This is a genomic window from Pseudomonas fluorescens group sp. PF-1, from assembly GCF_054481335.1.
The window spans coordinates 3,500,759-3,523,333 of sequence record NZ_JBTMNG010000002.1; the positions used below are offsets into that span (position 1 = coordinate 3,500,759).

The 22,575-nt window shown below is 58.4% G+C and carries 18 protein-coding genes; 4 read left to right on the plus strand and 14 right to left on the minus strand.

The features are described 5' to 3' along the window. Window positions 1-50: 50 nt before the first annotated feature. The 5 genes from ACX3YD_RS30920 to ACX3YD_RS30940 all read right to left on the minus strand — a co-directional run bounded on the left by ACX3YD_RS30920 (window position 51) and on the right by ACX3YD_RS30940 (window position 6,388). A complete protein-coding gene (locus tag ACX3YD_RS30920; protein ID WP_458961916.1) occupies window positions 51-833 on the minus strand; it encodes a (S)-acetoin forming diacetyl reductase in 783 nt (260 codons plus the stop codon). Between the two features lie 58 nt (window positions 834-891). Further along, entirely contained in the window at window positions 892-2,223 is a 1,332-nt protein-coding gene (locus ACX3YD_RS30925; protein WP_458961917.1) for a carbohydrate porin, read from the minus strand. Between the two features lie 113 nt (window positions 2,224-2,336). Further along, on the minus strand, window positions 2,337-3,785 hold the full coding sequence (gabD, locus tag ACX3YD_RS30930; RefSeq protein ID WP_458961918.1) for an NADP-dependent succinate-semialdehyde dehydrogenase: 1,449 nt from the start codon (window positions 3,783-3,785) through the stop codon (window positions 2,337-2,339). Then, a complete protein-coding gene (locus ACX3YD_RS30935) occupies window positions 3,782-5,461 on the minus strand; it encodes a flavin-containing monooxygenase (protein ID WP_458961919.1) in 1,680 nt (559 codons plus the stop codon). The genes gabD and ACX3YD_RS30935 overlap by 4 nt, the downstream gene beginning before the upstream one ends. A 126-nt stretch (window positions 5,462-5,587) precedes the next feature. Next, window positions 5,588-6,388, minus strand: a complete 801-nt coding sequence (locus ACX3YD_RS30940; RefSeq protein ID WP_458961920.1) for an SDR family NAD(P)-dependent oxidoreductase — start codon at window positions 6,386-6,388, stop codon at window positions 5,588-5,590. A 313-nt stretch (window positions 6,389-6,701) separates the two neighbouring features. On the opposite strand from ACX3YD_RS30940, the gene ACX3YD_RS30945 reads away from it, so the two are divergent. Continuing rightward, window positions 6,702-8,570: a sigma-54-dependent Fis family transcriptional regulator gene (locus ACX3YD_RS30945; protein WP_458961921.1), complete on the plus strand. Its 1,869-nt coding sequence runs from the start codon at window positions 6,702-6,704 to the stop codon at window positions 8,568-8,570. Between the two features lie 42 nt (window positions 8,571-8,612). Here ACX3YD_RS30945 and ACX3YD_RS30950 read toward each other — a convergent pair whose 3' ends face one another. Genes ACX3YD_RS30950 through ACX3YD_RS30975 form a run of 6 tightly spaced genes read right to left on the minus strand, consistent with a single transcriptional unit; the run spans window position 8,613 to window position 15,193 of the window. Further along, window positions 8,613-9,557, minus strand: coding sequence for an electron transfer flavoprotein subunit alpha/FixB family protein (locus tag ACX3YD_RS30950; RefSeq protein WP_458961922.1), 945 nt, complete (start codon window positions 9,555-9,557; stop codon window positions 8,613-8,615). Continuing rightward, window positions 9,558-10,322, minus strand: coding sequence for an electron transfer flavoprotein subunit beta/FixA family protein (locus tag ACX3YD_RS30955; protein ID WP_458961923.1), 765 nt, complete (start codon window positions 10,320-10,322; stop codon window positions 9,558-9,560). A gap of 60 nt (window positions 10,323-10,382) precedes the next feature. Continuing rightward, window positions 10,383-11,621 carry a CaiB/BaiF CoA transferase family protein gene (locus ACX3YD_RS30960; protein WP_458961924.1) on the minus strand — a complete coding sequence of 413 codons (1,239 nt, stop codon included), beginning with the start codon at window positions 11,619-11,621 and terminating at the stop codon, window positions 10,383-10,385. Between the two features lie 26 nt (window positions 11,622-11,647). Beyond that, window positions 11,648-12,850 (minus strand): 3-oxoadipyl-CoA thiolase, encoded by a 1,203-nt coding sequence (locus tag ACX3YD_RS30965; RefSeq protein ID WP_458961925.1) that lies wholly within the window; start codon window positions 12,848-12,850, stop codon window positions 11,648-11,650. Window positions 12,851-12,874: 24 nt separating this feature from the next. Beyond that, the gene (locus ACX3YD_RS30970; protein WP_458961926.1) at window positions 12,875-14,404 is read right to left on the minus strand and encodes a 3-hydroxyacyl-CoA dehydrogenase; all 1,530 of its coding nucleotides are present in this window, start codon (window positions 14,402-14,404) and stop codon (window positions 12,875-12,877) included. Between the two features lie 3 nt (window positions 14,405-14,407). Beyond that, a complete protein-coding gene (locus ACX3YD_RS30975; RefSeq protein WP_458961927.1) occupies window positions 14,408-15,193 on the minus strand; it encodes an enoyl-CoA hydratase in 786 nt (261 codons plus the stop codon). 237 nt (window positions 15,194-15,430) lie between these two features. Here ACX3YD_RS30975 and ACX3YD_RS30980 point away from each other — a divergent pair, with 237 nt between their 5' ends. The 3 genes from ACX3YD_RS30980 (at window position 15,431) to ACX3YD_RS30990 (ending at window position 18,848) form a co-directional block, all read left to right on the plus strand. Next, complete coding sequence (locus ACX3YD_RS30980) at window positions 15,431-16,297, plus strand: IclR family transcriptional regulator (protein WP_457371969.1); 867 nt, start codon at window positions 15,431-15,433, stop codon at window positions 16,295-16,297. Window positions 16,298-16,355: 58 nt separating this feature from the next. Then, a complete protein-coding gene (locus ACX3YD_RS30985) occupies window positions 16,356-17,510 on the plus strand; it encodes an acyl-CoA dehydrogenase family protein (RefSeq protein ID WP_458961928.1) in 1,155 nt (384 codons plus the stop codon). 63 nt (window positions 17,511-17,573) lie between these two features. Then, window positions 17,574-18,848 carry an MFS transporter gene (locus tag ACX3YD_RS30990; RefSeq protein WP_458961929.1) on the plus strand — a complete coding sequence of 425 codons (1,275 nt, stop codon included), beginning with the start codon at window positions 17,574-17,576 and terminating at the stop codon, window positions 18,846-18,848. Window positions 18,849-18,951: 103 nt separating this feature from the next. Here the strand turns inward: ACX3YD_RS30990 and ACX3YD_RS30995 are convergent, their stop codons facing one another. From ACX3YD_RS30995 to catA, 3 genes are read right to left on the minus strand one after another with little or no spacing between them, the layout of a single operon-like run. Further along, on the minus strand, window positions 18,952-20,403 hold the full coding sequence (locus ACX3YD_RS30995; RefSeq protein ID WP_458961930.1) for an aldehyde dehydrogenase: 1,452 nt from the start codon (window positions 20,401-20,403) through the stop codon (window positions 18,952-18,954). 27 nt (window positions 20,404-20,430) lie between these two features. Beyond that, the gene (locus ACX3YD_RS31000) at window positions 20,431-21,576 is read right to left on the minus strand and encodes an NAD(P)-dependent alcohol dehydrogenase (RefSeq protein ID WP_458961931.1); all 1,146 of its coding nucleotides are present in this window, start codon (window positions 21,574-21,576) and stop codon (window positions 20,431-20,433) included. 48 nt (window positions 21,577-21,624) lie between these two features. Next, window positions 21,625-22,563, minus strand: a complete 939-nt coding sequence (gene catA / locus ACX3YD_RS31005; RefSeq protein WP_458961932.1) for a catechol 1,2-dioxygenase — start codon at window positions 22,561-22,563, stop codon at window positions 21,625-21,627. Window positions 22,564-22,575: the final 12 nt, after the last annotated feature.

A 22,575-nucleotide genomic window follows, 5' to 3' on the forward strand; every position in this document is an offset into this window, starting at 1 on the left:
AAAACGTTCAACGTGTGCACGCTTGAACGTTCCATTGCGCTGATGACGAATCAGTTAAATACCATTCCGCCATCAATGATCACGGCCTGACCGGTCATGTAGTCGGAGTCAGGGCCGGACAGGAAGGAAACGCAGGCCGCCACATCTTCAGGCTGGGAAAGTCGCTTCAAGGTGATGTGCTGGGCAAATTGTTCCATCCCCCATTCAATGCTTTGATTCGCGTTATCGGCCACGTCCTGGGCGACCTTGCGCATCATCGGTGTATTCACGATGCCAGGGCAGTAGGCATTTACCGTGATACCCAGGTGAGCCAATTCCCGGGCCGCGGTCTGGGTGATGCCACGCACGGCAAACTTGGTCCCGCCGTACACCGCCAGGTCGGGATTGCCGATATGACCGGCCTGCGACGAAGCACTGATGATTTTGCCGCCGTGACCTAACGCCTTGAACGCGTTTACTGCCGCCTGTATGCCCCAGAGAACACCACCCACATTGATGTCGAACGTTCGCCGATAGATCTCTGGCGTAATCGCTTCGATTGGAGCAATTGGCGCAATGCCTGCGTTATTGATGACCACATGCAGGTCACCCAAGCCCTCCAGCGCTGCCTGCACAGCCTTGAAAACATCCTCGCGATCGGCAACATCGACCTTTATCGCCAGGGCTTTGCCGCCCGTTTTCCTGATGTTTTCAGCCACCTGATCGGCTGTTTCAAGATTCATATCGGCGCAGGCTACGGCAAAACCATCTGCGGCCAAGCGTAAGGCAATGGCCTCTCCGATCCCTTGACCCGCACCGGTTACAAAAGCAACTTTTCCCAAGGACTTACTCATTCTGGTGTTCCTTCTTATTCGTGATGGGGGTTAAAGACTGGTCACACAATGCCCCGGCTCAAAAGCTCGCCTGGAGCTTCACACCGGCAACCCAGGCATTGTCCACCTCGTAGACGCCGCCTGGATTGCGCACGTACTGCACGTTCGGGCGCACGGTTAGCCAGTTGGTCACGTGTACGCCGTAATTGAGTTCGATGTTGTATTCGCTGTGCTGCACTGGAACGTACTGTGGGTCGTCATAGTCACTGATGCCCGTGCTGTCATTGATCAGGTGCTGGCGCTTGGTGACATCGTCATTGACCTTGAGACGTGCGATGCCCAAGCCGAGGTCATCTTTGGGCCTCCCATCAAACGGGCCTTTGTAGACCGCACCGATGTTCTGAAAACTCTCGATACCGCTGGTGGCCTTGTCATGCACGGTCAGGCTGGCAAATACGCTAAGGCCGCGTGAGGCATCGCCGTTATGGGTAGTGACCTGCTGTTGGCCAATGATCCATGCGCCGTGTTTGCTGCTGCGCGACTTTGGCGCCTGGCCAGTCAACACCTGCGGGTTACCGTTGACGTCGTCGAATAGATCGTTGGCGCTGGCACTACTGTGGTAGTAACCCAGGCGGTATTCACCGGGTAAGGCTTCTTTGCCGACTGATGGCTTCCAGATAACCTCCACCGGCACCAACGCGCCTTTGGTGCCACTGCCGCTTAGCTTGAAGCCATTGCCGGTGCTGAGGTTCGACGGGTTCTGCTCATAGACCCCGACCTGCACCGCCCAGCGTTCATCGAGGTTGTAGCGTACCCGCCCGCCCCACTGGCTCACAGGCCCGCTGTACCAGACATCACCGGCGACGTTGCCGATGGGTGCACTGCAAAAAGACAGGCTCTGGAAGTCACATGGGAAACTGGCGAAGTCTTCGTTGACGCCCACGCGGCCAAACTTGAGATCCAGGGCATTGTCGAAAAATTTCTGGCGATACCACATCTGGGTCAAGCGCCAGGTCTGCCCCCTGCCCCACACCTCTTGCACCGAACTGAGTTGCGGCGCGCGGGGATCAGAAACGCGATCGTTGGAGAGGTTGTTGCCATTGCGTTCAGTTACCAGCAGTTGGAACTCGGCGTCATTCCAGCCCAGCAACTTTTGCAGATCCAGGTGAGTGCCCAGTGCCCATTGCGCGGTGTAGCGCGCAGTGCGGTCATGGTCATAACCGCCGTGAACATTGGTGGCAGCTTCGCCGACGTAACCGACAATCACGTCAACGCCCTGCTCCAGTAGCTCATTGCGTACCCCTCCCCAATCTCCGGTTCCCCATTTCGAGGAAGCATCGTCGGCAGAGGCAGGCACGGCGATGCATGACAGGAGCCCGAGCCCCAGCGGCAATGTACAAGCGATGTTCATGTCGACTTATCCTATTGTTTTTATGTTTTACGACACAGCGTTGACCCGACCGCAGGGCAGCGCCCTTGCGGTCAATCAAGAAAGTAATCAGGTGAAAAGTGGGCAGCTACAGATCAAATGCCGGCCAGGCACAGGTATTTGATCTCCAGGTAATCCTCCAGCCCGTATTTGGAGCCTTCCCGGCCGACACCCGACGCCTTTACCCCACCAAACGGCGCAGCTTCGGAACTGATAATCCCGGTGTTGACCCCGACGATGCCGTACTCCAGCGCCTCGCCCAAACGAAACACCCGGCTCAGGTTCGCGGTGTAGAAATACGCCGCGAGGCCGAATTCGGTGTCGTTGGCTTTAGCGATGACTTCGGCGTCATCAAAGAATCGAAAGACCGGCGCAAGCGGACCGAAAGTCTCTTCTTTGGCGACCCGAGCGGTGTCCGACACATCCACCAGGATCGTGGGTTCAAAGAAATTGGCGCCCTGAGCATGTGCACCGCCGCCCTGGACAACCTTGGCCCCTTTGGCCAAGGCGTCCTCGATATGCTCGCGCACCTTGGCGACGGCCTTGCCATCGATCAGCGGGCCGAGCGTGACGCCATCGGTGAAACCATCGCCAATCTTCAGAGCGCCCGCCGCTGAAGCGAGTTTGTCGACGAAGGCGTCGTACACTTTGTCATGCACATAAAGGCGATTGGCGCAGACGCAGGTCTGCCCGGCATTACGAAACTTCGAAGCGAGTGCGCCCTCAACGGCAGCATCCAGATCGGCATCTTCGAAGACGATAAAGGGCGCGTTGCCGCCAAGCTCCAAAGAGACTTTCTTGATGTCATGAGCACATTTTTCCATGATCTGGCGCCCGATCTCGGTGGACCCCGTGAAGGAAATCTTGCGCACGACCGGGTTGCCGGTCAGCTCTTCGGCAATCTCTGCAGCTGCGCCCGTGACCACCGACAGCACTCCCCTGGGAATGCCCGCTTGTTCGGCGAGGTACACCAGCGCCAACGCCGAGAACGGCGTCTGGGAGGCCGGCTTGATGACCATGGTGCAACCGGCGGCCAGCGCCGGCCCGGCTTTGCGGGTGATCATTGCGCTGGGGAAATTCCACGGCGTAATGGCGGCGCAAACACCCACGGGCTGCTTGATGACCAGCAAGCGTTTGTCCGTTGCACCCGGAATAATATCGCCGTAGACCCGCTTCGCCTCCTCCGCATACCAGTCGATATAGGACGCGCCGAAGACAATTTCACCCAGCGCTTCAGGCAGCGGCTTGCCCTGCTCCAGGGTCATGATGTGAGCCAGATCGTGCTGGTTTTCGATGATCAAGTCGTACCAGCGCCGCAACGTATTGGCGCGGGCCTTGGCAGAAAGCTCACGCCACGCCGGCAGCGCGCGCTCGGCCGCTTCGATGGCACGGCGTGTTTCAGCCTTGCCCATGCGCGGCACCTGGCCGACGGTCACACCCGTCGATGGATTGACCACGGTGATGGTGCTTTCGTTGTCGGCGGCTAGCCACTCACCGTCGATGTAGGCTTGATGACGCAAGAGTTGAGGGTTGTTCAACTTCATTTCAGGAGCTCCGTAGCGCGGCGCGATTGCGCCTGATCAATACTCAAGGCCTTGAACTTGAAGCCCCGGTAGTCATCGTTCTTGACCGCTGCCAGTTGTTCGCTGAACGCGCCCAAACCACCCATGTAGAAATAAACCTTGTTGCTTTTGCCGGGGATATTGGCGCCGAAGATCCATGAGTCGGTCTTGGCGAACAGCGTCTGATCGGCAATGTCCTGGCAGGTTTTGCCCCATTCCTGCTCGCTTTGCGCAGACGGTTCCACGCAGGCCAACTCGTTCTGCTCCATGAACCCGACTAGATCGGAGACCCACTCCACTTCGGTTTCAATCGTCGGCGGAAGATTGGTAAACGGACCGTTAGGCCCCAGAATCATGAACATGTTCGGGAAATTAGCGGTGGCCACCGACAGGTAGCTCGATGGACCGTCAGCCCAGTGATCCTTCATCGAGACGTTATCGCGGCCGCGAATATCGATGCGTTTGTAGTTACCGTCTACGGCGTCAAAACCGGTAGCAAACACCAGCACATCAAGCTCGTGCTCGACGCCATCTGCCGTACGAATGCCCCTGGCAGTGATCTCTTCAATCGGGTTGGCCTTAACGTCGACCAGCGACACATTGGCCCGGTTGAAGGTGGCGTAGTAGCCGCTGTCGCAAAGCGGGCGCTTGGCGTACAGGTCGCGAGGCATAAGCTTGCGTGCGGTTTCTGGGTCGGTGACGATCTCGGCGATTTTTTCGCGAACGAAGTTTTGCGCCTCGATATTGGCCTCTTCACTGGTGGCGATATCGTTGAAGGTCTGGAACATGTAGCGGAAACCGCCGCCACCTTCCCAGGCGCGTTGGAAGATGGCTTTGCGTTCAGCAGCATCCACACTCATGGTGGGAATGTCGCTTTCGGGGAAGCCGAACGCCAAGCGCGAGGAACGCACCTCCTGCCAGATTGCGTCATAGTTGCGCTTGATGTCTTCGACGTAGTCGCGACTGACCGGACCGTTGCCCACCGGTACGGTGTACTGCGCAGAGCGCTGGAACACGGTCAGGTGGCCGACGGTCGGTGCGATCGCGGTGATGACCTGGCAACCCGTCGAACCAGTGCCGATCACACCCACGCGTTTGCCTTCCAGCACAGCATCTGCCGGCCAGTTGGCGGTGTGATACATGTGCCCCTTGAATTGATCGAGGCCATTGATCTTGGGCACATTCGTTGCCGACAACAGGCCCAGCGCCGTCACCAGGTATTTGGCGCTGTATTGATGACCGTCATCGGCAGTGACCAGCCAGCGACTGCTCTGCTCGTCGAACACGGCGGCGCTAATCCCTGTTTCAAGCTGGATATCGCGGCGCAAGTCGTGACGATCCACTGCGTGGTTCAGGTAGGACAGGATCTGCGGCTGGGTCAGGTAGCGCGTGGTGATGTCCCATTCCTGGCACAGTTCGCGGTCCCAGGAGAAGCAATAGACAAACGATTCACTGTCGGATAACGCGCCGGGGTAGCAATTCCAGAACCAGGTACCGCCGATGCCACCGGCCTTGTCAAAGGCGCGCACTTTCAAGCCCAATTCATCGCGCAACTTCTTGAGCATGTAAATGCCGCCGAAGCCCGCGCCGATCACAATGGCGTCGTAGTTGATAACGTCGGTGCCAACGGAACGTTTAGCCAGAACTGTAGTTGTCATTATGTTCTCCTGTTTCGATCAGTGCGCCTGCAGGCTTGAACTCAAGAGCAAAGCTGCAGGCAAGCCGTATCCGCTCCCCTGAATTAGGATTCAGCGGACATAAACTTGATAAGTGAACGGGGTCAGTTAGAGCGAGAAGCCGCCATCAACAGCGATCGCCTGCCCGGTAACGTGAGGCGCGCACGCCAGGTAAACGGCCAATTGGCCCATGTCTTCCACGGTTTGCGCTTTCCCTTGAGGCAGCAGGCTGGACTGATGGCGCTCCCAGGATTGCGCTTCGGTTTCGCCGGGTTGCGCCCAACGCGCGGAAAGCCCTTCATCACCTCGCCACATACCGGTGCCCACCACACCGGGGCAGAGGGCGTTAACCGTGATACCTTCGCGGGCAACCTCCTTGGCAAAGGCGTTGGTAAAACCGATCACGGCGAACTTGGAAGCGCTGTAGTGGGATAGGTCCGGGAAACCGACTTTGCCGGCAATCGAGGCCAAGTTGATGATGCGGCCGAAGTTGTGCTCGCGCATCAGTTTGAGTTCGGCCTGGCAGCAAAGGAATACGCCACGGGCGTTGATGTTCATGATGCGGTCCCACTCGCTGACCGCTAACTCATCGACCCGACCGAGGCTGACTACGCCGGCGTTGTTGACCGCCACATCCAGGCGGCCAAATTGCGCCCTGACCTGCTCAATCAAGTTGGCGACACTCTCGGGTTTGCTGACATCAACTTGCAGTGCCACAGCCCGACGACCCAGGGCCTGGACCAAGGCGGCAGCCTCTTGCGCGATACCCATGTCGTAATCGGCCAACACCAGGTCTGCGCCCGCCTGTGCCAAGCTCAGCGCAATACCCTGGCCAATGCCACGGCCAGCGCCTGTTACCAGTGCAACCTTGCCGTTCAGGGAGAAATTCACAGCGTTGAATTCGCTCATGTACTGCCTCTGTCTTTATTGTTGTTGAGATGCGACCGTTCGACGCGGCCTGCTGAAACTGACAGAGCAAGTCGGATGCCAACACTTTGATAGCCGGCCACAACGCCCGGAATAGAGCGCTAAACGCATGATTGATCACAACCACCCGCCCCGCCGCCGCAAGACATAACCGCTCGTGTCTCAAGTGGTACGCTGGGAATGCTGAGCGGTAATGTCTCACCGGCACAGGCTGACGGATTCAGCTTGAAGGGATTGGCCAAGCCGCCTTTAATGGCCATCAACAGAAAAATAAGATCTAACCTTCGGAGGTACCATGTCCTCTGGTTTTTCGAAGACTCATGTGGAACACGTGAGTCGCGTACTGCGCACTGCCCAGAATGCCCCGACTCTGCCGGTGCCCAACGCCATCCTCGATTCCTGGCGTCGCTCGGTACAGCATTACAAGCTTGACCCGGGGTCCTTACAGGGGCCTAGGGTGTTGGAGGCTCACCAGATCAATGAGCACCGTCAGCGTGTGGACGATTTCCTGCACCTGGCAGGTGATGAAATGTCACGGCTGCACAGCCGCGTTCGCGACGCCGACTACTGTGTGATGCTCACCGATACGCTCGGTTGTACCGTCGACTACCGGATCGACTCGGCCTTGCGCGGCGAGTACCGCCGCTCCGGCATGGACGTCGGCACATGCTGGTCGGAGAAAGAAGAAGGCACGACAGCTGTCAGCGCGGTGTTAATCGACAAATTGCCGGTCACCGTGCACAAACTCGATCATTTCCGGGCGGCATTCATTGGCAATACCTGCTCCGCGGCGCCGATATTTTCACCCAGCGGCGAGATCCTCGCGGTATTGGACGTTTCTTCAGTACGTGCCCCAGATGACCGGCGTAGTCAGCATTTGATTCGGCAAATGGTCATTCAAAGCGCTACCGAACTCGAAAATGCGTATTTCATGTACAGCACCCAAGATCTATGGGTATTACGGGCACACCCCCTGCTGGGTTACGTTGACAGCCAACCGCAATGCCTGTTCGCCTGGGACCAGGATGGCCGCATAGAAGCGCTTAACCCCGCAGCGCGGCGCCTGCTTTTACAGCGTTGCGGCCGAATCCCCGCCCATATTGACGAAGCCTTCGCCTCAGCAAAGCTGCCCGCCGCTGGGGATGACAGCATCCACTTTCTGCCGTCGATGGGGTTGCACGTGCGCCTCAAGGCGCCCCGCCGCCCGATCAGCTCGCCACTGGCCAGCAACCCGGCATCAGCGCTGGACCCCAAGGTTGCGCAGGCGATGGAGTTGGCGGTACGGGTCAAGGATCGCGGTTTGCCTGTGCTGATCCATGGTGAGACCGGTGCGGGCAAAGAGTTTTTTGCCCTGCAACTGCATGCCGCCAGCAAACGTCGAGACAAGCCCTTTGTCGCAGTGAACTGCGCGGCGATACCCGAGAGCCTGATTGAGAGTGAATTGTTCGGTTATGCCGCTGGCGCTTTTACCGGCGCTTCGACCAAAGGCATGCGGGGTCTGTTGCAGCAGGCTGATGGTGGCACGTTGTTTCTCGATGAAATCGGCGACATGCCCTTGGCCCTGCAAACCCGCCTATTACGAGTACTCAGCGAAGGTGAGGTGGCTCCGCTGGGTGGTTCCCGCACCCAGGCCATCGATATTCAGGTGGTGTGTGCCAGTCACCGCGATATTGCAACGCTGGTTGAAGCCGGCAGCTTTCGCGAAGACTTGTATTTCCGCCTGAGCGGCGCGCGCTTCGATATACCGCCACTACGCGAACGCAAAGACAAACTTGCGTTGATCAACACACTGCTGGAAGACGAGTGCCAGCGCTCGGGCGAGCGTGTGGAACTGAGCGAGGCTGCGCTGGAAATGCTCTTGAATTACAGCTGGCCGGGCAACATGCGACAACTGCATCACGTGCTGCGATACGCGTGCGCCGTGTGTAAAAGCCCGGTGATCGGAGTGGATGATCTGCCAGTGACGCTCAGCGCGAGTGCGCCGGTAAAAGGCCTGGAGACCGTCAGCGGCAGCCCGGAACGCCAGGCGTTGATCGATACGCTTGTACGCAACCGGTGGAAACCCCTGTTGGCCGCGCGCGAGCTGGGGATCTCCCGGGCAACGCTATACCGCAAGGTGAACGTGCATGGCATCAAAATGCCCGGCAAAGGCTCTTACGACTGAGCCTGCGGCAGGCGAGCTCTTTGCGCACCTGCCGATGGATCCTTACAAAGCCTGCTGCAGCGCCGGGACGGCTTCGAACAAGTCCGCCACCAGGCCGTAATCTGCTACCTGGAAGATCGGCGCTTCTTCGTCCTTGTTGATCGCAACGATCACTTTGGAGTCTTTCATGCCGGCCAGGTGCTGGATCGCGCCGGAGATACCGACGGCAATGTACAGCTGTGGAGCAACGATCTTGCCGGTCTGACCGACCTGCATGTCGTTGGGTACAAAACCTGCATCGACCGCGGCGCGCGAAGCACCGACGGCAGCGCCCAGCTTGTCGGCCAGGGCGTACAGGTGTTTGAAGTTGTCGCCGTTCTGCATGCCACGGCCGCCGGAAACGACGATCTTGGCAGCGGTCAGTTCCGGACGATCAGACTTGGCCAGCTCTTCGCCGACGAAGCTGGAGATCGCAGCATCGTGAGCAGCAGCAACGGATTCAACCGAAGCCGAACCACCTTCAGCAGCAACCGGATCGAAACCGGTGGCACGCACGGTGATCACCTTGACCACAGCGTTCGACTGAACGGTAGCGATGGCATTACCGGCATAGATCGGGCGCTTGAAGTTGTCAGCGCTTTCTACCGAGATGATCTCGGAGATCTGATCAACGTCCAGTGCAGCGGCAACGCGCGGCAGGATGTTTTTGCCATTGGAAGTGGCGGCAGCCAGGATGTGGCTGTAGCCCGCAGCCCCTGCTTCTTGAACGAGAGCAGCGACCAGGGGAGCGACGTTTTCCGGCAACTGGTGAGCGTAAGCGGCGTTGTCGGCCACCAGCACTTTAGCCACGCCAGCGATTTTCGCAGCGGCTTCAGCCACGGCGCCAGCGCCTTGGCCTGCAACCAGCACGTGGATGTCACCGCCGATTTTGGCAGCGGCAGCCACGGTGTTCAGCGTGGCCGGGGCCAGCACTTTGTTGTCGTGTTCAGCAATAACCAAGATAGTCATTTAGATTACCTTCGCTTCGTTTTTCAGTTTCTCGACCAGTTCAGCCACCGACTTGACCTTGATACCCGCGCTGCGTGCAGCAGGCGCTTCGACTTTCACGGTCTTGTTGGTGGAGGCGGTGGAAACGCCCAAAGCGTCCGGAGTCAGCACTTCGAGAGGCTTCTTCTTGGCTTTCATGATGTTTGGCAGGGACGCGTAGCGCGGCTCGTTCAAACGCAGGTTGGTGGTGACGATGGCCGGCAGTTTCAGGGAAACGGTCTGCGCGCCGCCATCGATTTCGCGGGTCACGGCGACGCTGTCGCCGCTGATTTCGACTTTCGAAGCGAACGTGCCCTGACCGTAGCCGCTCAATGCAGCGAGCATCTGGCCAGTCTGGTTGTTGTCACTGTCGATGGCTTGTTTGCCAAGGATCACCAGATGAGGCTGTTCCTTGTCGACAACAGCTTTCAGCAGTTTGGCAACGGCCAGGGAAGTCAGATCTTCGGCGGATTCGACGAGGATGGCGCGGTCGGCACCCAGAGCCAGCGCAGTGCGCAGTTGCTCTTGAGCGGTGGACGGGCCGACAGAGACGACGACGATTTCAGTCGCAACGCGCCCTTCCTTTATAGAGAGTTCTTTCAGGCGTACCGCTTCTTCCACGGCGATCTCGCAGAACGGGTTCATCGACATCTTGACGTTGGCGAGGTCGACGCCGGAATTGTCCGCCTTGACGCGGACTTTCACGTTGTAGTCGACCACGCGCTTGATGGCTACGAGGACTTTCATGACAGGCTCCAATGGTAAAAAATGCCCCGACAGCACAAGTGCTGTGCCAGGTCGTACAAATCAGCGTTCGCCCAGTTGCTCGATGACGCCGCGTGACTTCAATTCGGCAAGGCGCTCATCGTCCAGTCCCAACTGACGCTTGAGGACTTCATCGGTATGTTCACCTAACATCGGTGCCGGGCGCAGATACTCCACCGGCGTGCCCGATAGCTTGATGGGGCTGCCCACGGTAACGAAATCGGCCTTTAGCGGATGGGGGATGTTCACCAGCATATTGCGTGCCTTCACCTGCGGCTCATCCAGTGCCTGGGCAATGCTATTGATCACACCTATTGGCACGCCTTGCGGGTGAATACGCCGCACCCACTCATCGGCGGTGGCAGCGAGAAAGTGTTGTGCAAGAATCTCGATGATTGCCTCCCGATTCGTCACTCTGTCCGCATTGCGCGCAAAGCGAGGGTCTAAAGGAAGGTCCGCCAAACCGATAGCCTCGCACAGTGCACCGAACTGGGAGTCGTTGCCGCAGGCGATCACGAAATCCTGGTCACTGGCGCGAAACACCTGATATGGCACTATGTTGGCGTGGGCGTTGCCGTAGCGACCTGGAGATTTACCGGAAGCCAGGAAGTTCTGGCTCTGGTTGCACAGCGTGGCGACTTGAACGTCAAGCAGCGCCATATCGACGTGCTGCCCCATGCCAGTCTTCTCGCGACTGAGCAATGCGGCCTGTATAGCAACTGTAGAGTAGAGCCCTGTCATCAGGTCAGAAAACGCCACGCCAACTTTCTGTGGCCCGCCACCGGGTAGGTCATCACGCTCCCCGGTGATGCTCATCAGCCCACCGATTCCCTGGATGATGAAGTCATAACCAGGCTCCGCCGCCCGTGGCCCGGTCTGCCCGAAGCCGGTCACCGAGCAATACACCAGCCGCGGATTGAGCTGGGACAAAGAGGCATAATCCAGCCCGTATTTGGCCAACGAGCCGGCTTTATAGTTTTCGATCAGCACATCGCAGGAAGTAGCCAGCGCACGCACCAGTTCCTGACCTTCGGCGCTCGCCAGGTTCAGCGCCACCGACAACTTGCCACGGTTGGTCGATTGGTAATAGGAGGCTTCGTTTGTAGCCTCATCGTTCTGGCCCTTCATCCATGGTGGCCCCCAGCCACGGGTGTCGTCACCCGCACCCGGTCGTTCAACCTTGATGACTTCGGCTCCCAGGTCGGCCAGGGTCTGACCACACCAGGGACCGGCCAGCACACGGCTTAAATCGAGTACGCGGTATCCAGTCAAAGCACCCATTTCATACCACCTTTGTTTGCGCGCACTCAAACGCGCTCAATAACCATCGCCAGCCCTTGGCCAACGCCAATACACAAACTGACCACTGCGTAGCGTTTGCCACTTATTTGCAATGCTCGTGCGGTGCTCAACGCCAATCGCGCGCCAGAAGCGCCCAACGGATGCCCGACGGCGATGGCACCGCCATTGGGATTCACTCGAGGATCGTCCAAAGCAAGGCCAAGCCCCTTGAGACAGCCCAGAACCTGGCTGGCGAACGCCTCGTTGATTTCGATGATGTCCATGTCCGCCAGACTCAGTCCGGCTCGCGCCAAAGCCTTATGGATAGCCTCGACAGGCCCCACACCCATGATGCGAGGCGCCACACCCACGGCGGCTGCAGACAGGATTCGTACCATGGGTACCAGCCCATGACGTTCGCCAGCGGCAGAAGAGCCAATCAGCAGTGCGGCGGCGCCATCATTCACCCCGGAAGCGTTGCCTGCTGTCACCACACCACCTTCGCGCAAAGGCTGCAAGCGAGCCAGGGCCGCGAGATCCGATTGCGGGCGCGGGTGTTCATCCTGTTCGATCAGGCTGGGTGGAGTCTTCCGGCCAGTGGGTACACTCACCGCCAGAAGTTCGTCATCGAAGAAGCCTGACTTGCGCGCTGCTTCGTAACGCGCCTGCGAGGCTGCGGCAAAAATATCGGCCTGTGTTCGGTCAATACCGTACTCATGGGCCACGTTGTCGCCCGTTTCGGGCATGCTGTCATTGCCAAACTCGGAGATGATCTTCGGGTTGGGAAAGCGCGCACCAATGGTGCTGTCGAACACCGTCAACTCACGGCTGTATGCCGCTTCAGCCTTGGCCATGACAAACGGGGCGCGGGACATGCTTTCCACCCCGCCAGCGATAAACAGTTCACCTTCCTTGCAGGTCACCGCACGAGCTGCGTCGATTACGGCGGCCAGACCACTGGCACACAACCGATTTACCGTCTGACCTGGTACCGTCACCGGTAAGCCGGCGAGCAGCGCTGCATGGCGGGCGATATTGCGACTGTCCTCTCCTGCCTGATTGGTATTGCCGAGGATGACGTCCTCGATGGCGTCACCAGGAATGGCATATCGCGCAAGCAATTCTCGAATCACGTGAGCAGCAAGATCATCGGGTCGCACGGGTGCTAGTGCTCCACCGTGACGACCGAAAGGAGTACGCAACCCAGCGAAGATGTAGGCGTCGAGCATGGAAGTATCCTAGGCGTTAAAAGGTCAGGTAAGTGTCGATTCGGTGTGGCACAGCGACAGGCCGAGGGTCGCGCGTCGGCGTAGCCAAGGGCCCGGCCGGTAACGAGGATCCCCGGTTAATTCGGTCATGCGCTGCAGGATGGTCAGCAAGCGCTTGCTGCCGACACTGTCGCCCCAGGCCAACGGTCCCTGCGGATAGCCCAGCCCCCGGCGAACACCTTCATCCAGGTCTTCGACGCTGGCGATGCGCTGTTGGACGATATCGCCTGCCAGGTTGACGATCATTGCCAGTACACGTTGGGCGACGAAGCCGACACTGTCGTTGATCACGCTCACGCCGACGCCATCGCGAGCGAGCAATGCATGCGCGGCATTGCGCATGTCGATTCGGGTTGCCGGGTTCAACATCAACGTGCGGTAGCGAGCGCTGTCTAGCAACGGGTCGATGCACACCGTGCGGGTCGGGTCAGTGTCAAAGTGTTCCACGGCACCGGTCGCATCCAAACCGTAGGGCGCCAGCAAGCAGAGAGCTTTGCTGGACGGTGTGGCGCCCTGCTCTACCTCCGCGCCTAACTTCTCGAGCAAAGCAGTCAGATTGGCACGATCGACCTCGTTCTCGGTACCCAACCACACCGGCGGTAGAGTCTCCACGACTGGCACTGACTGCGCCGGGGGGGCATCAACCATTTGGCCGTTGGCGTATCGGTAAAAACCACGCCCAACCTTGCGACCGACATAACCAGCCTCAAGCATCTGACGCGTCAGCGCTGCCGGGCGATATCGAGGCTCCTGGTAAAACTGGTTGTAGATAGACTCGATCACCGGATGCGAGACATCCAGGGCCGTAAGGTCGAACAACTCCAACGGTCCCATGCGAAAACCCAGTCCTTCACGCAGGATTCGGTCGATTTCGGCGGGCTCAGTCACGCCCTCCTTGAGGATTTGCAACGCCTCGGTGCTGTAGGCTCGTCCCGCGTGGTTGATGATAAAACCAGGTGTGTCCTTGGCCCGAATTCCACGATGGCCCATGCGCGATGCCAACGCCCGCAGGCGATCACCTACTTGCGGATCACTGGCCAGCCCGTCGATGACCTCAACGACTTTCATAAGTGGCACCGGGTTAAAGAAATGAAACCCGGCGACACGCTCAGGGCGCCGACATTCCCGAGCGATGCTGGTCACGGACAGCGATGAGGTATTGGTTGCCAGAATGCAATCGTCACCGACGACTACTTCAAGTTGTGCGAGCAAGGCTTGCTTGGCATCAAGGCGCTCGATAATCGCTTCGACGACCAGGTCGACATCCTTTAGCTCGGTCATATCGGTCGCTACACGCAGGCGGTCGAGTGCGGCCTCTGCATCTGCGGCGAGGACCTTGCCCTTGCCCACCAGTTTTTCCAGTGTCTGTTCCAGGTTATCGCGAGCCGACTGGGCAGCGCCTTCGCGGTTATCAAACAGCAGGACCTCAATACCAGCCTGGGCTGCAATCTGGGCAATGCCGGTGCCCATGATGCCAGCCCCGACAACCGCCATATGGTTGATCTCGCGTGTCATGAATTACTCTCCCGAGAAGGTGGCTTTACGTTTTTCAAGGAAGGCACTGGCACCCTCTTTCTGATCCCTGGAATCGAACAGCAACTGAAACGCCTTGCGCTCCAACGCCAGCGCGCTGTCCAGGGGCAAGTCAGCACCCAGCAACATCACCTCCTTGATCTGTGCGACAGCCAGCGGCGGCAAGGCGGCTATTTCAGCAGCCAGTTCAAGTGCTCGCGGTACTGTGCGTTCGTCACTCACCACTTCGCTGACCATGCCTATGGCAAGCGCTTCGGGGGCTGGGACCAGACAGCCCGTCAGCGCGATACGCATCGCCTGGAATTTGCCGACGGCACGAATCAGGCGCTGGGTGCCACCCGCTCCCGGCATGAGGCCAAGCTTGACCTCCGGTTGACCGAAACGCGCCGATTGTCCGGCAACGATGATGTCGCAGTGCATCGCCAATTCGCAGCCGCCTCCCAGGGCGAAACCATTCACCGCTGCGATCACAGGTTTAGGGCAACGAGCGATGGCCTCCCACAAGTACTCCGTGTGGCGGCGATACATCTCGATAGGGCTGGCCTCGGCGAACTCGCGGATGTCGGCCCCGGCGACAAAGCACTGTTCACCACCGGTGAGGACGATCGCGCGCACCTGCTCATTGCTGGTCAAAGAGCGAAAGATTGCTGCCAGCTGTTCGCGCACTGCGCTGTTGAGCGCGTTCCTGGCCTCGGGCCGCTGGATCTGTACGACAGCGACGGCATCATCGCGAATGTGCAGATCCACTACAGCGTTGAGTCGGGAGTCCATAGCTACCTCTTATTTGTATTTCGCTATACGAAACTAAATACCGTAATTACGATCAATCATAGATACGCTTCTAAATCGCTGTAAACAGGAAAACCAATAAATCTGCTTTAGCCCTTTATTTACAAGTGTTTACGTCTGAAAAATAAATAGATTGGTTTTTTTAAAAGCAGCAAATATAATTTCGTCTAGCGAAACTATATTTTATTTTCTTGCATTTCTTGAAAGCGAGGTTCTACCATGGGTCGCAACAAGGCAGATCACCAGGCCGTGGGCCAGTCGAAAGGAACAGATGAAATCGGCTTGTTGAAGATGGGCATGCTCGATCCCGCCAGCGCGCTGAGCGAAGACGAAAGCGGTGGCCAGTTCGTAACGGCGTTAGCTCGCGGGCTTGAATTGATGAGGTGTTTCACCCCGCGCGAAAACGTACTCGGCAATCAGGACCTGGCGCGAATGACCGGGCTGCCCAAACCGACCGTGACGCGTCTGACCAATACGTTGATGCGGTTGGGCTGCCTCAAACGTGAAGTGCATTCAGGCAAATATCAGTTGGACGTGGGTGTATTGGGTTTCGGTTACGCCATGTTGTCGAATCTGGCGATCCGTACGGTGGCTCATCCCTTGATGGAAGAGTTGGCCAATCACGCTCAGGCCGCCGTCGCCATGGCCGCCCGCGATCGACTGCAGATGGTGTACCTGGATGTAGTCCAGGGCCAGGGCAACATGACCATGCGTCGTCAGATCGGCAGTTATTTGCCCCTGGCACAGAGTTCGGTGGGTCGCGCCTGCCTTGCTGCAATGCCGGAAACCGAGCGGGAATTTCTGCTCGATCACATTCGCCAGCGCGAATCGGAGCAGTGGCCAGCCATTCGTAAGGGGCTGGACAAAGCGTTCAGGGATTTCGCCGACTACGGCTTCTGCCTGTCGATCGGTGAGTGGCACCGCGACGTCAACTCCGTTGCAGTGCCATTGCTGCACCCGCAGTACGGGTTACTGACCTTCAACTGCGGTGGACCGAGCTTTCAGCTTCCCCGTGAACAGCTCATGGACGATATCGGGCCTCGCCTGATCAACATGGTCAATAACATTGGCGCCGCTGCTCGCTGACGCAACGGAGTAACGGCGCTCTAACAAAACGGCTCGCTTGCGAGCCTCAGGAGCGCACATGATCCGTGATACCGAAACCCTGCAGATTCTGTTGGATTCCCTTCGTCAGTTCGTCAGCGAAGTGCTGATTCCCCGGGAAAATGAGGTAGCTGACACCGACGCAATCCCCCAGGACATCGTCGAGCAGATGCGGGAAATGGGCCTGTTTGGCCTGACGCTTCCGGAAGAGTTTGGTGGCTTGGGTGTCACGATGGAGGAAGAGGTCAATATTGCCTTCGAACTGGGTCGCACTTCGCCGGCGTTTCGCTCCTACATCGGAACCAATAACGGTATCGGCTCAATCGGTATCCTCCTGGATGGCACTGACGAGCAGAAGCATCACTACCTGCCAAAACTGGCCAGCGGCGAGCTGCTCAGCTCCTTCTGCCTGACTGAGCCAGATGCGGGCTCGGACGCAGCTTCACTCAAAACCACCGCCATGCGCGACGGCGACAGCTACATTCTCAATGGCACCAAGCGCTTCATCACCAATGCCCCGCACGCCGGAATCTATACGGTGATGGCTCGAACCAATCCTGAGATCAAAGGCGCCGCCGGCATCAGCGCGTTTATTGTCGAGCGCGGCACACCCGGTGTTTCCCTAGGCAAGCCTGACCACAAAATGGGCCACAAGGGGGCACACACCTGCGACGTCATATTCGAAAATGCACGTGTCCCCGCCAGCCAACTCATTGGAGGTGTCGAAGGCGTAGGCTTCAAGACCGCCATGAAAGTGCTCGACAAGGGGCGCCTGCATATTGCAGCCCTGAGTATTGGTGCTGCTGAGCGAATGCTCGACGATGCCTTGCGCTACGCAATGGAGCGCAAACAGTTCGGCAAACCGATCGCCGAGTTTCAACTGATCCAGGCCATGCTCGCTGACAGCAAGGCTGAAATCTATGCGAGTCGTTGCATGGTGCTGGATGCTGCACGCAAGCGTGACGATGGACGTAACGTCAGCACTGAAGCCTCCTGCGCCAAGATGTTCTCCACTGAAATGTGCGGTCGTGTCGCCGACCGCTGCGTGCAGATTCATGGTGGCGCCGGCTATGTGAGCGAATACGCCATCGAGCGCTTCTATCGGGATGTTCGTTTGTTCCGCATTTACGAAGGCACGACCCAGATCCAGCAGATCGTTATCGCGCGCAACATGATTCGCGACGCTCAAAGCTGAGGTCACAGGGTTTCTATTTCTGGTTCAAGTGCCCTCCTCCAATAAATACAACAAGGTATCACCATGGACGCTGCAGCTCAGGCGAGCATAACTTCGCACGCCAAAACCAGTACCTGGGTGCTGGTCTTCATCTTCTGTTTTCTTGGATTGCTGATCGACGGTGCCGATCTGATGCTGCTTTCCTACAGCCTCGGCAGCCTGAAGGCCGAGTTCGGCCTGAGCAACGTTGAGGCTGGCAGCCTGGGAAGTTTCACCTTGGCCGGGATGGCCATCGGTGGCATCTACGGTGGCTGGGCCTGCGATCGTTTCGGTCGGGTGAAAACGGTGGTCTGGAGTATCACGCTGTTTTCCGTAGGCACGGCGGTACTGGGCCTGACGCATAGTTATTGGCAATTCGCGATCACCCGTTTCGCGGCCTCCCTGGGGATCGGGGCACTGTATGTGGCTTGCAATACGTTGATGTCGGAATACGTGCCTACCCGGTACCGCACAACTGTACTCGGCACCCTGCAGGCAGGGTGGTCGGTCGGGTATATCGTTGCGACGCTGCTGGCGGGCTGGATACTGCCGAACCACGGTTGGCGCTGGCTTTTCTACATAGCGATTATCCCGGTGATCCTGGCTGTGGTGATGCAGCACTTCGTGCCTGAGCCACAGGCATGGATCAACGCTCAGACCGAGCGCGCCAGGAAGAAAGTCACCGGTACCCAAAACCTGCTCTCCCAAAAGCGCGAAAGCATGTACAAGCTGATTTTCAGTGATCCACAAGCTAGCAGGATGTTTATTTTCTGGGCTATGACTGCCGGCTTTTTGCAGTTTGGCTACTACGGTGTGAACAACTGGATGCCGACGTATCTGGAGAGCGAATTGGGCCTGAACCTCAAATCCATGACCGGCTATATGGTCGGCACCTACACCGCCATGATCCTCGGCAAAGTTCTAGCAGGCCTGGCCGCTGATCGTATTGGGCGTCGTACCGTATTCTCCTTTGGCGCCCTGGGGACTGCGGTATTCCTGCCGGTGATCGTGCTCTTCCAAAGCCCGGAAAACATCTTGTGGATGCTGGTGGTGTTCGGCTTTTTGTACGGCATTCCTTACGGAGTGAATGCCACGTACATGACCGAAAGCTTCGAGGCCAAGTTTCGCGGGTCCGCCGTCGGCGGTGCCTACAATATCGGGCGACTGGGTGCAGCCATTGCCCCGGCCGCAATTGGGTTCCTCGCCTCCCATGGTTCGATCGGTGTGGGCTTCCTGGTCATGGGCGCGGCCTACTTCATCTGTGGCGTGATTCCGGCGTTGTTCATCAGGGATAAACAGTTCGACCCACAAAAGCAGTAGCGCTTTGTAATCCCTGTCGGGCTGGCGGTGCGGCTAATGGGACAAGGCTGTCCCGTGGCACCCGTGTGCAAAAAAACCGGCGCATTAAGCGCCGGTTTCGTTACTAGAAGGGATAAGGCTGGTTGGAGGGTTCAACCGTGACCCACTTGATCTCGGTAAACTCCTCAATGACTGCACTGCCATCGAAGCGTCCGTAGCCGCTCTTCTTCATTCCACCGTAGGGAGCCTGCGGTTCGTTTTGCACGGTGGCGCCATTGATGTGTACGCAGCCGGCGTCCAGTCGGGCAGCCAAATCCAGTGCCCGGGTGACGTCGCGACTGAAGATGGAAGACGAAAGACCGTAAGCGGTGTCGTTGGCCACGTCCAGCGCTTGCTCGGCCCCCTTGACCCGGACGATCGTAGTCACCGGGCCAAAGGTCTCTTCGTCGTAGATCGACATCTCACGGGTAACCCGATCGACCAGTGTCGGCCCCATCAAGGCGTTTTCCGCCAGGCCACCAGCCACGATGTCGGCGCCCTTTCCAATGGCGTCGTCGAGCAAATGATTGATCCGTTGTACCGAGCCCTGGCCGATCATCGGGCCAATCACGCAGCCAGGTGATGTAGAGGGCACGCCTGTTTCCAGCGACCGTACGCGCTGCGCGAAACGGGAAACGAATTGGTCGGCAACCGCTTCATCGACCACGAAACGCTCGGTTGACATGCAGATTTGACCCTGATAAAGGAACGCTCCGAAAACGGCCGCGTTGACTGCTCCGTCGATATCCGCGTCGTCCAGAACGATGAAAGGGGCTTTGCCACCGAGTTCCAACAGGCAGCGTTTGAGATGACTGGCACAAGTCTGGGCAATCATGCGGCCGACCTTGGTCGAGCCGGTGAAATTCACTCGACGCACAACGTCATGCGCTACCAACGCTTCCGTCACGGCAGACGCGTCCTCTGGCGCGCTGATCAGAAAGTTCAACACCCCCGCCGGCAAACCGGCGTCGTAAAACGCTTCGGCCAGCAACGCATGCGTTCGTGGACTGCTTTCAGATCCCTTGAAGATCACCGTATTGCCACACGCCAACGGGTAGGCAATGGCGCGTGCGCCAAGAATGACCGGACCGTTCCACGGCACGATGCTCAGGACCGCGCCCACCGGTTGGCGCAACGTCATCGACAGTGCACCTGGCTTGTCGGTAGGAATGGTTTCGCCTTTGATTTGCGTGGTCAGGGCTGCTGCTTCACGCAGCAGGTTGGCCGATGCGCCGACGTTGAATTGTGCCCAGAGTTGCGAAGCGCCGATCTCTTCGGCCATGACCGAGCAGAACTGCGCCATTTTCGACTCCAGGGCATCGGCGGCCGCCAGCAGAATGCGCCGGCGTTCGGTTGGGCCGGTTCTGGACCACGTCCGGAAAGCGCGCTGGGATGATTCGGCGGCACGGATGGCGTCCTCGACGCTGCAGGCAGCACCTACGCTCACGGTCGCGGCACTGAGCGGATCGACACGCTGGAAAGTCTTGCCATTGGAGGCGTCGATTTTTTGATTGTCTATCACGAGTTGAACGGTCATTGCGGGTTCCTTGGGAAATGGAAAAAGTCAGACCGAAGCAGGGACTGGCATGCGAAGAATCGGCTTGATGGTGACACCGCGCTCGCTATCGGCCATCGCCTGGTTCACCTCATCGAACTCATAAAACCTGCACAGCTTGTCGAAGGGGAATCGGCCCTGCAGGAAGAGATCAACCAGCTTCGGAATAAAGGCATTGGCAACGACATCGCCTTGTACGATGCCCATGATCCGTTTGCCGGGAATCATCACGTCATTGATATTGAAGGCGACCTCGGTACCCATTTTGGTAGCGCCGACGATGCCACAGGTGCCCAGCGTGGTGAGTGCGTCGATCGCCTGGCGCAACACCTCGGAGCGACCGGAGCATTCAAGGCTGTAATTGACACCGCCCTGGGTGATGGCCTGAATGCGTTGAACCGGATCCTCTTCGCGGCTGTTGATGACATGGGTTGCCCCCAGTTCGAGCGCCAGTTCCAGCCGGCTCGGGGTGACGTCCACAGCGATGATGGTGGTAGCGCCGGCGACCTTCGCGGCCATGACCGCTGCCAGGCCGACCGCACCCGCGCCAAAGGCGGCGAAGCTCGATCCCGCCTCCACCTTGAGTGCATTGAGAACCGACCCTGCGCCCGTCTGGATGCCGCAACCCAGTGGCCCCAACAGTTCCAGTGGCGCCTGTTTCGCAACTTTGACCACGTTGCGCTCATTGGCGATCGTGTAAGTGGAAAACGAGGATTGGCCGAAGAAATGGTCGTGGATCGCATGGTCGTTACCACAAGCGCATGCGGAGGCACTGCCATCGAGCCGGCCGCCACCAAAGTTCAGCGGGTGCATGTGCGTGCAATGTGCCGGGTGACCCGTTTCGCAAGGCAGGCAAAGGCCGCATGACATGTAGGTCATCACCACGTGGTCACCCGGTTGTACCGTAGTGACGGCAGAACCGACCGCATCCACTACACCGGCACCTTCATGGCCGAGGATGATGGGCAGTGGTGTAGGAAACAGCTGATCCCGCACCACCATGTCTGTGTGGCAAACACCGGTGGCGACCACACGGACGCGCACTTCGGTTGGCCGGGGAGCTTCGAGCAAGACATCCTCTATTTCCAATGGCGCTCCCGAAGTGCGCAGCACTGCGGCACGGATGTTCATCGATTGTGCATCGGTCCGGGACATCGTTGTCTCCTTGAAGTGGTTCGTCGACGTCGAGTAAACGTCGGTTTGTCAGGCAGACTGCAACGCACGCGGACGCTGGCTGCGTTGGGTTGCTTGTTCGCTGGTGGCCGGACGCAGGCTGAAATTGAAAGTCATCTCGGCAAAGCGCCCTGCTACACCCATGGCTGCGGCTCGTTCCTCGTCTTCCACAAAGCGAACTTCACCAATCAGTCCGTCACGAGTCGCGTAGGCGAAGTCGTCCCACAGGTACTTGTCATTCGACAGATTGATCTGGGTGGTCAGATGTTCATGCCCAGGGGCAGAAATGAAGAAGTGGATATGCGCGGGTCGTTGACCGTGGCGGCCCAAGTGATCGAGGCATTCCTGAGTCGGGCCGGCTGGATCGCAACCGTAGCCCGAGGGCACGATGCTGCGAGCCCGGTAACGACCATTGGCGTCCGTGAGAATCCGGCGACGCAAGTTGAATTCAGACTGGCTCTTGTCGAAGTAGGAGTAGTTGCCCTGGGTGTTGGCTTGCCACAAATCCACGGTGGCCCCAGCGATCGGCTGGCCGTTAAGGTCGGTTACACGCCCTTCCAGAAACATCACAGTTGCTGTCCCATCCTCGGTTCCATCATCCATTCGAGTTTGGTACTCACACAGCGGAGCGCCGGCGACGTACAACGGGCCTTCAATTGTCCGTGGGGTGCCACCGGTACGACCCGCTTCGGCGTCCCTGGCATCGGCCAGCAGATCAAGGAAGTGTTCGATGCCAAGCCCGGCGACCAGCAAACCTGCTTCGTTTTTGGCGCCCAGGCGGTTGATGTAGTCCACGGCGCCCCAGAATTCATCGTCGCTGATCTGCAAATCTTCGATCACTCGGGCGACTTCCTGCAGCAGACGTAAAACAATCTGCTTGCGGCGCGGATCGCCTGCATTGTTGTCCAGTCCCGAGGCTTCTCGGAAGAATTGCTGCAATTGCGGCAGTTGAGAAATTTTCACTGTCATTTCGATTCACCT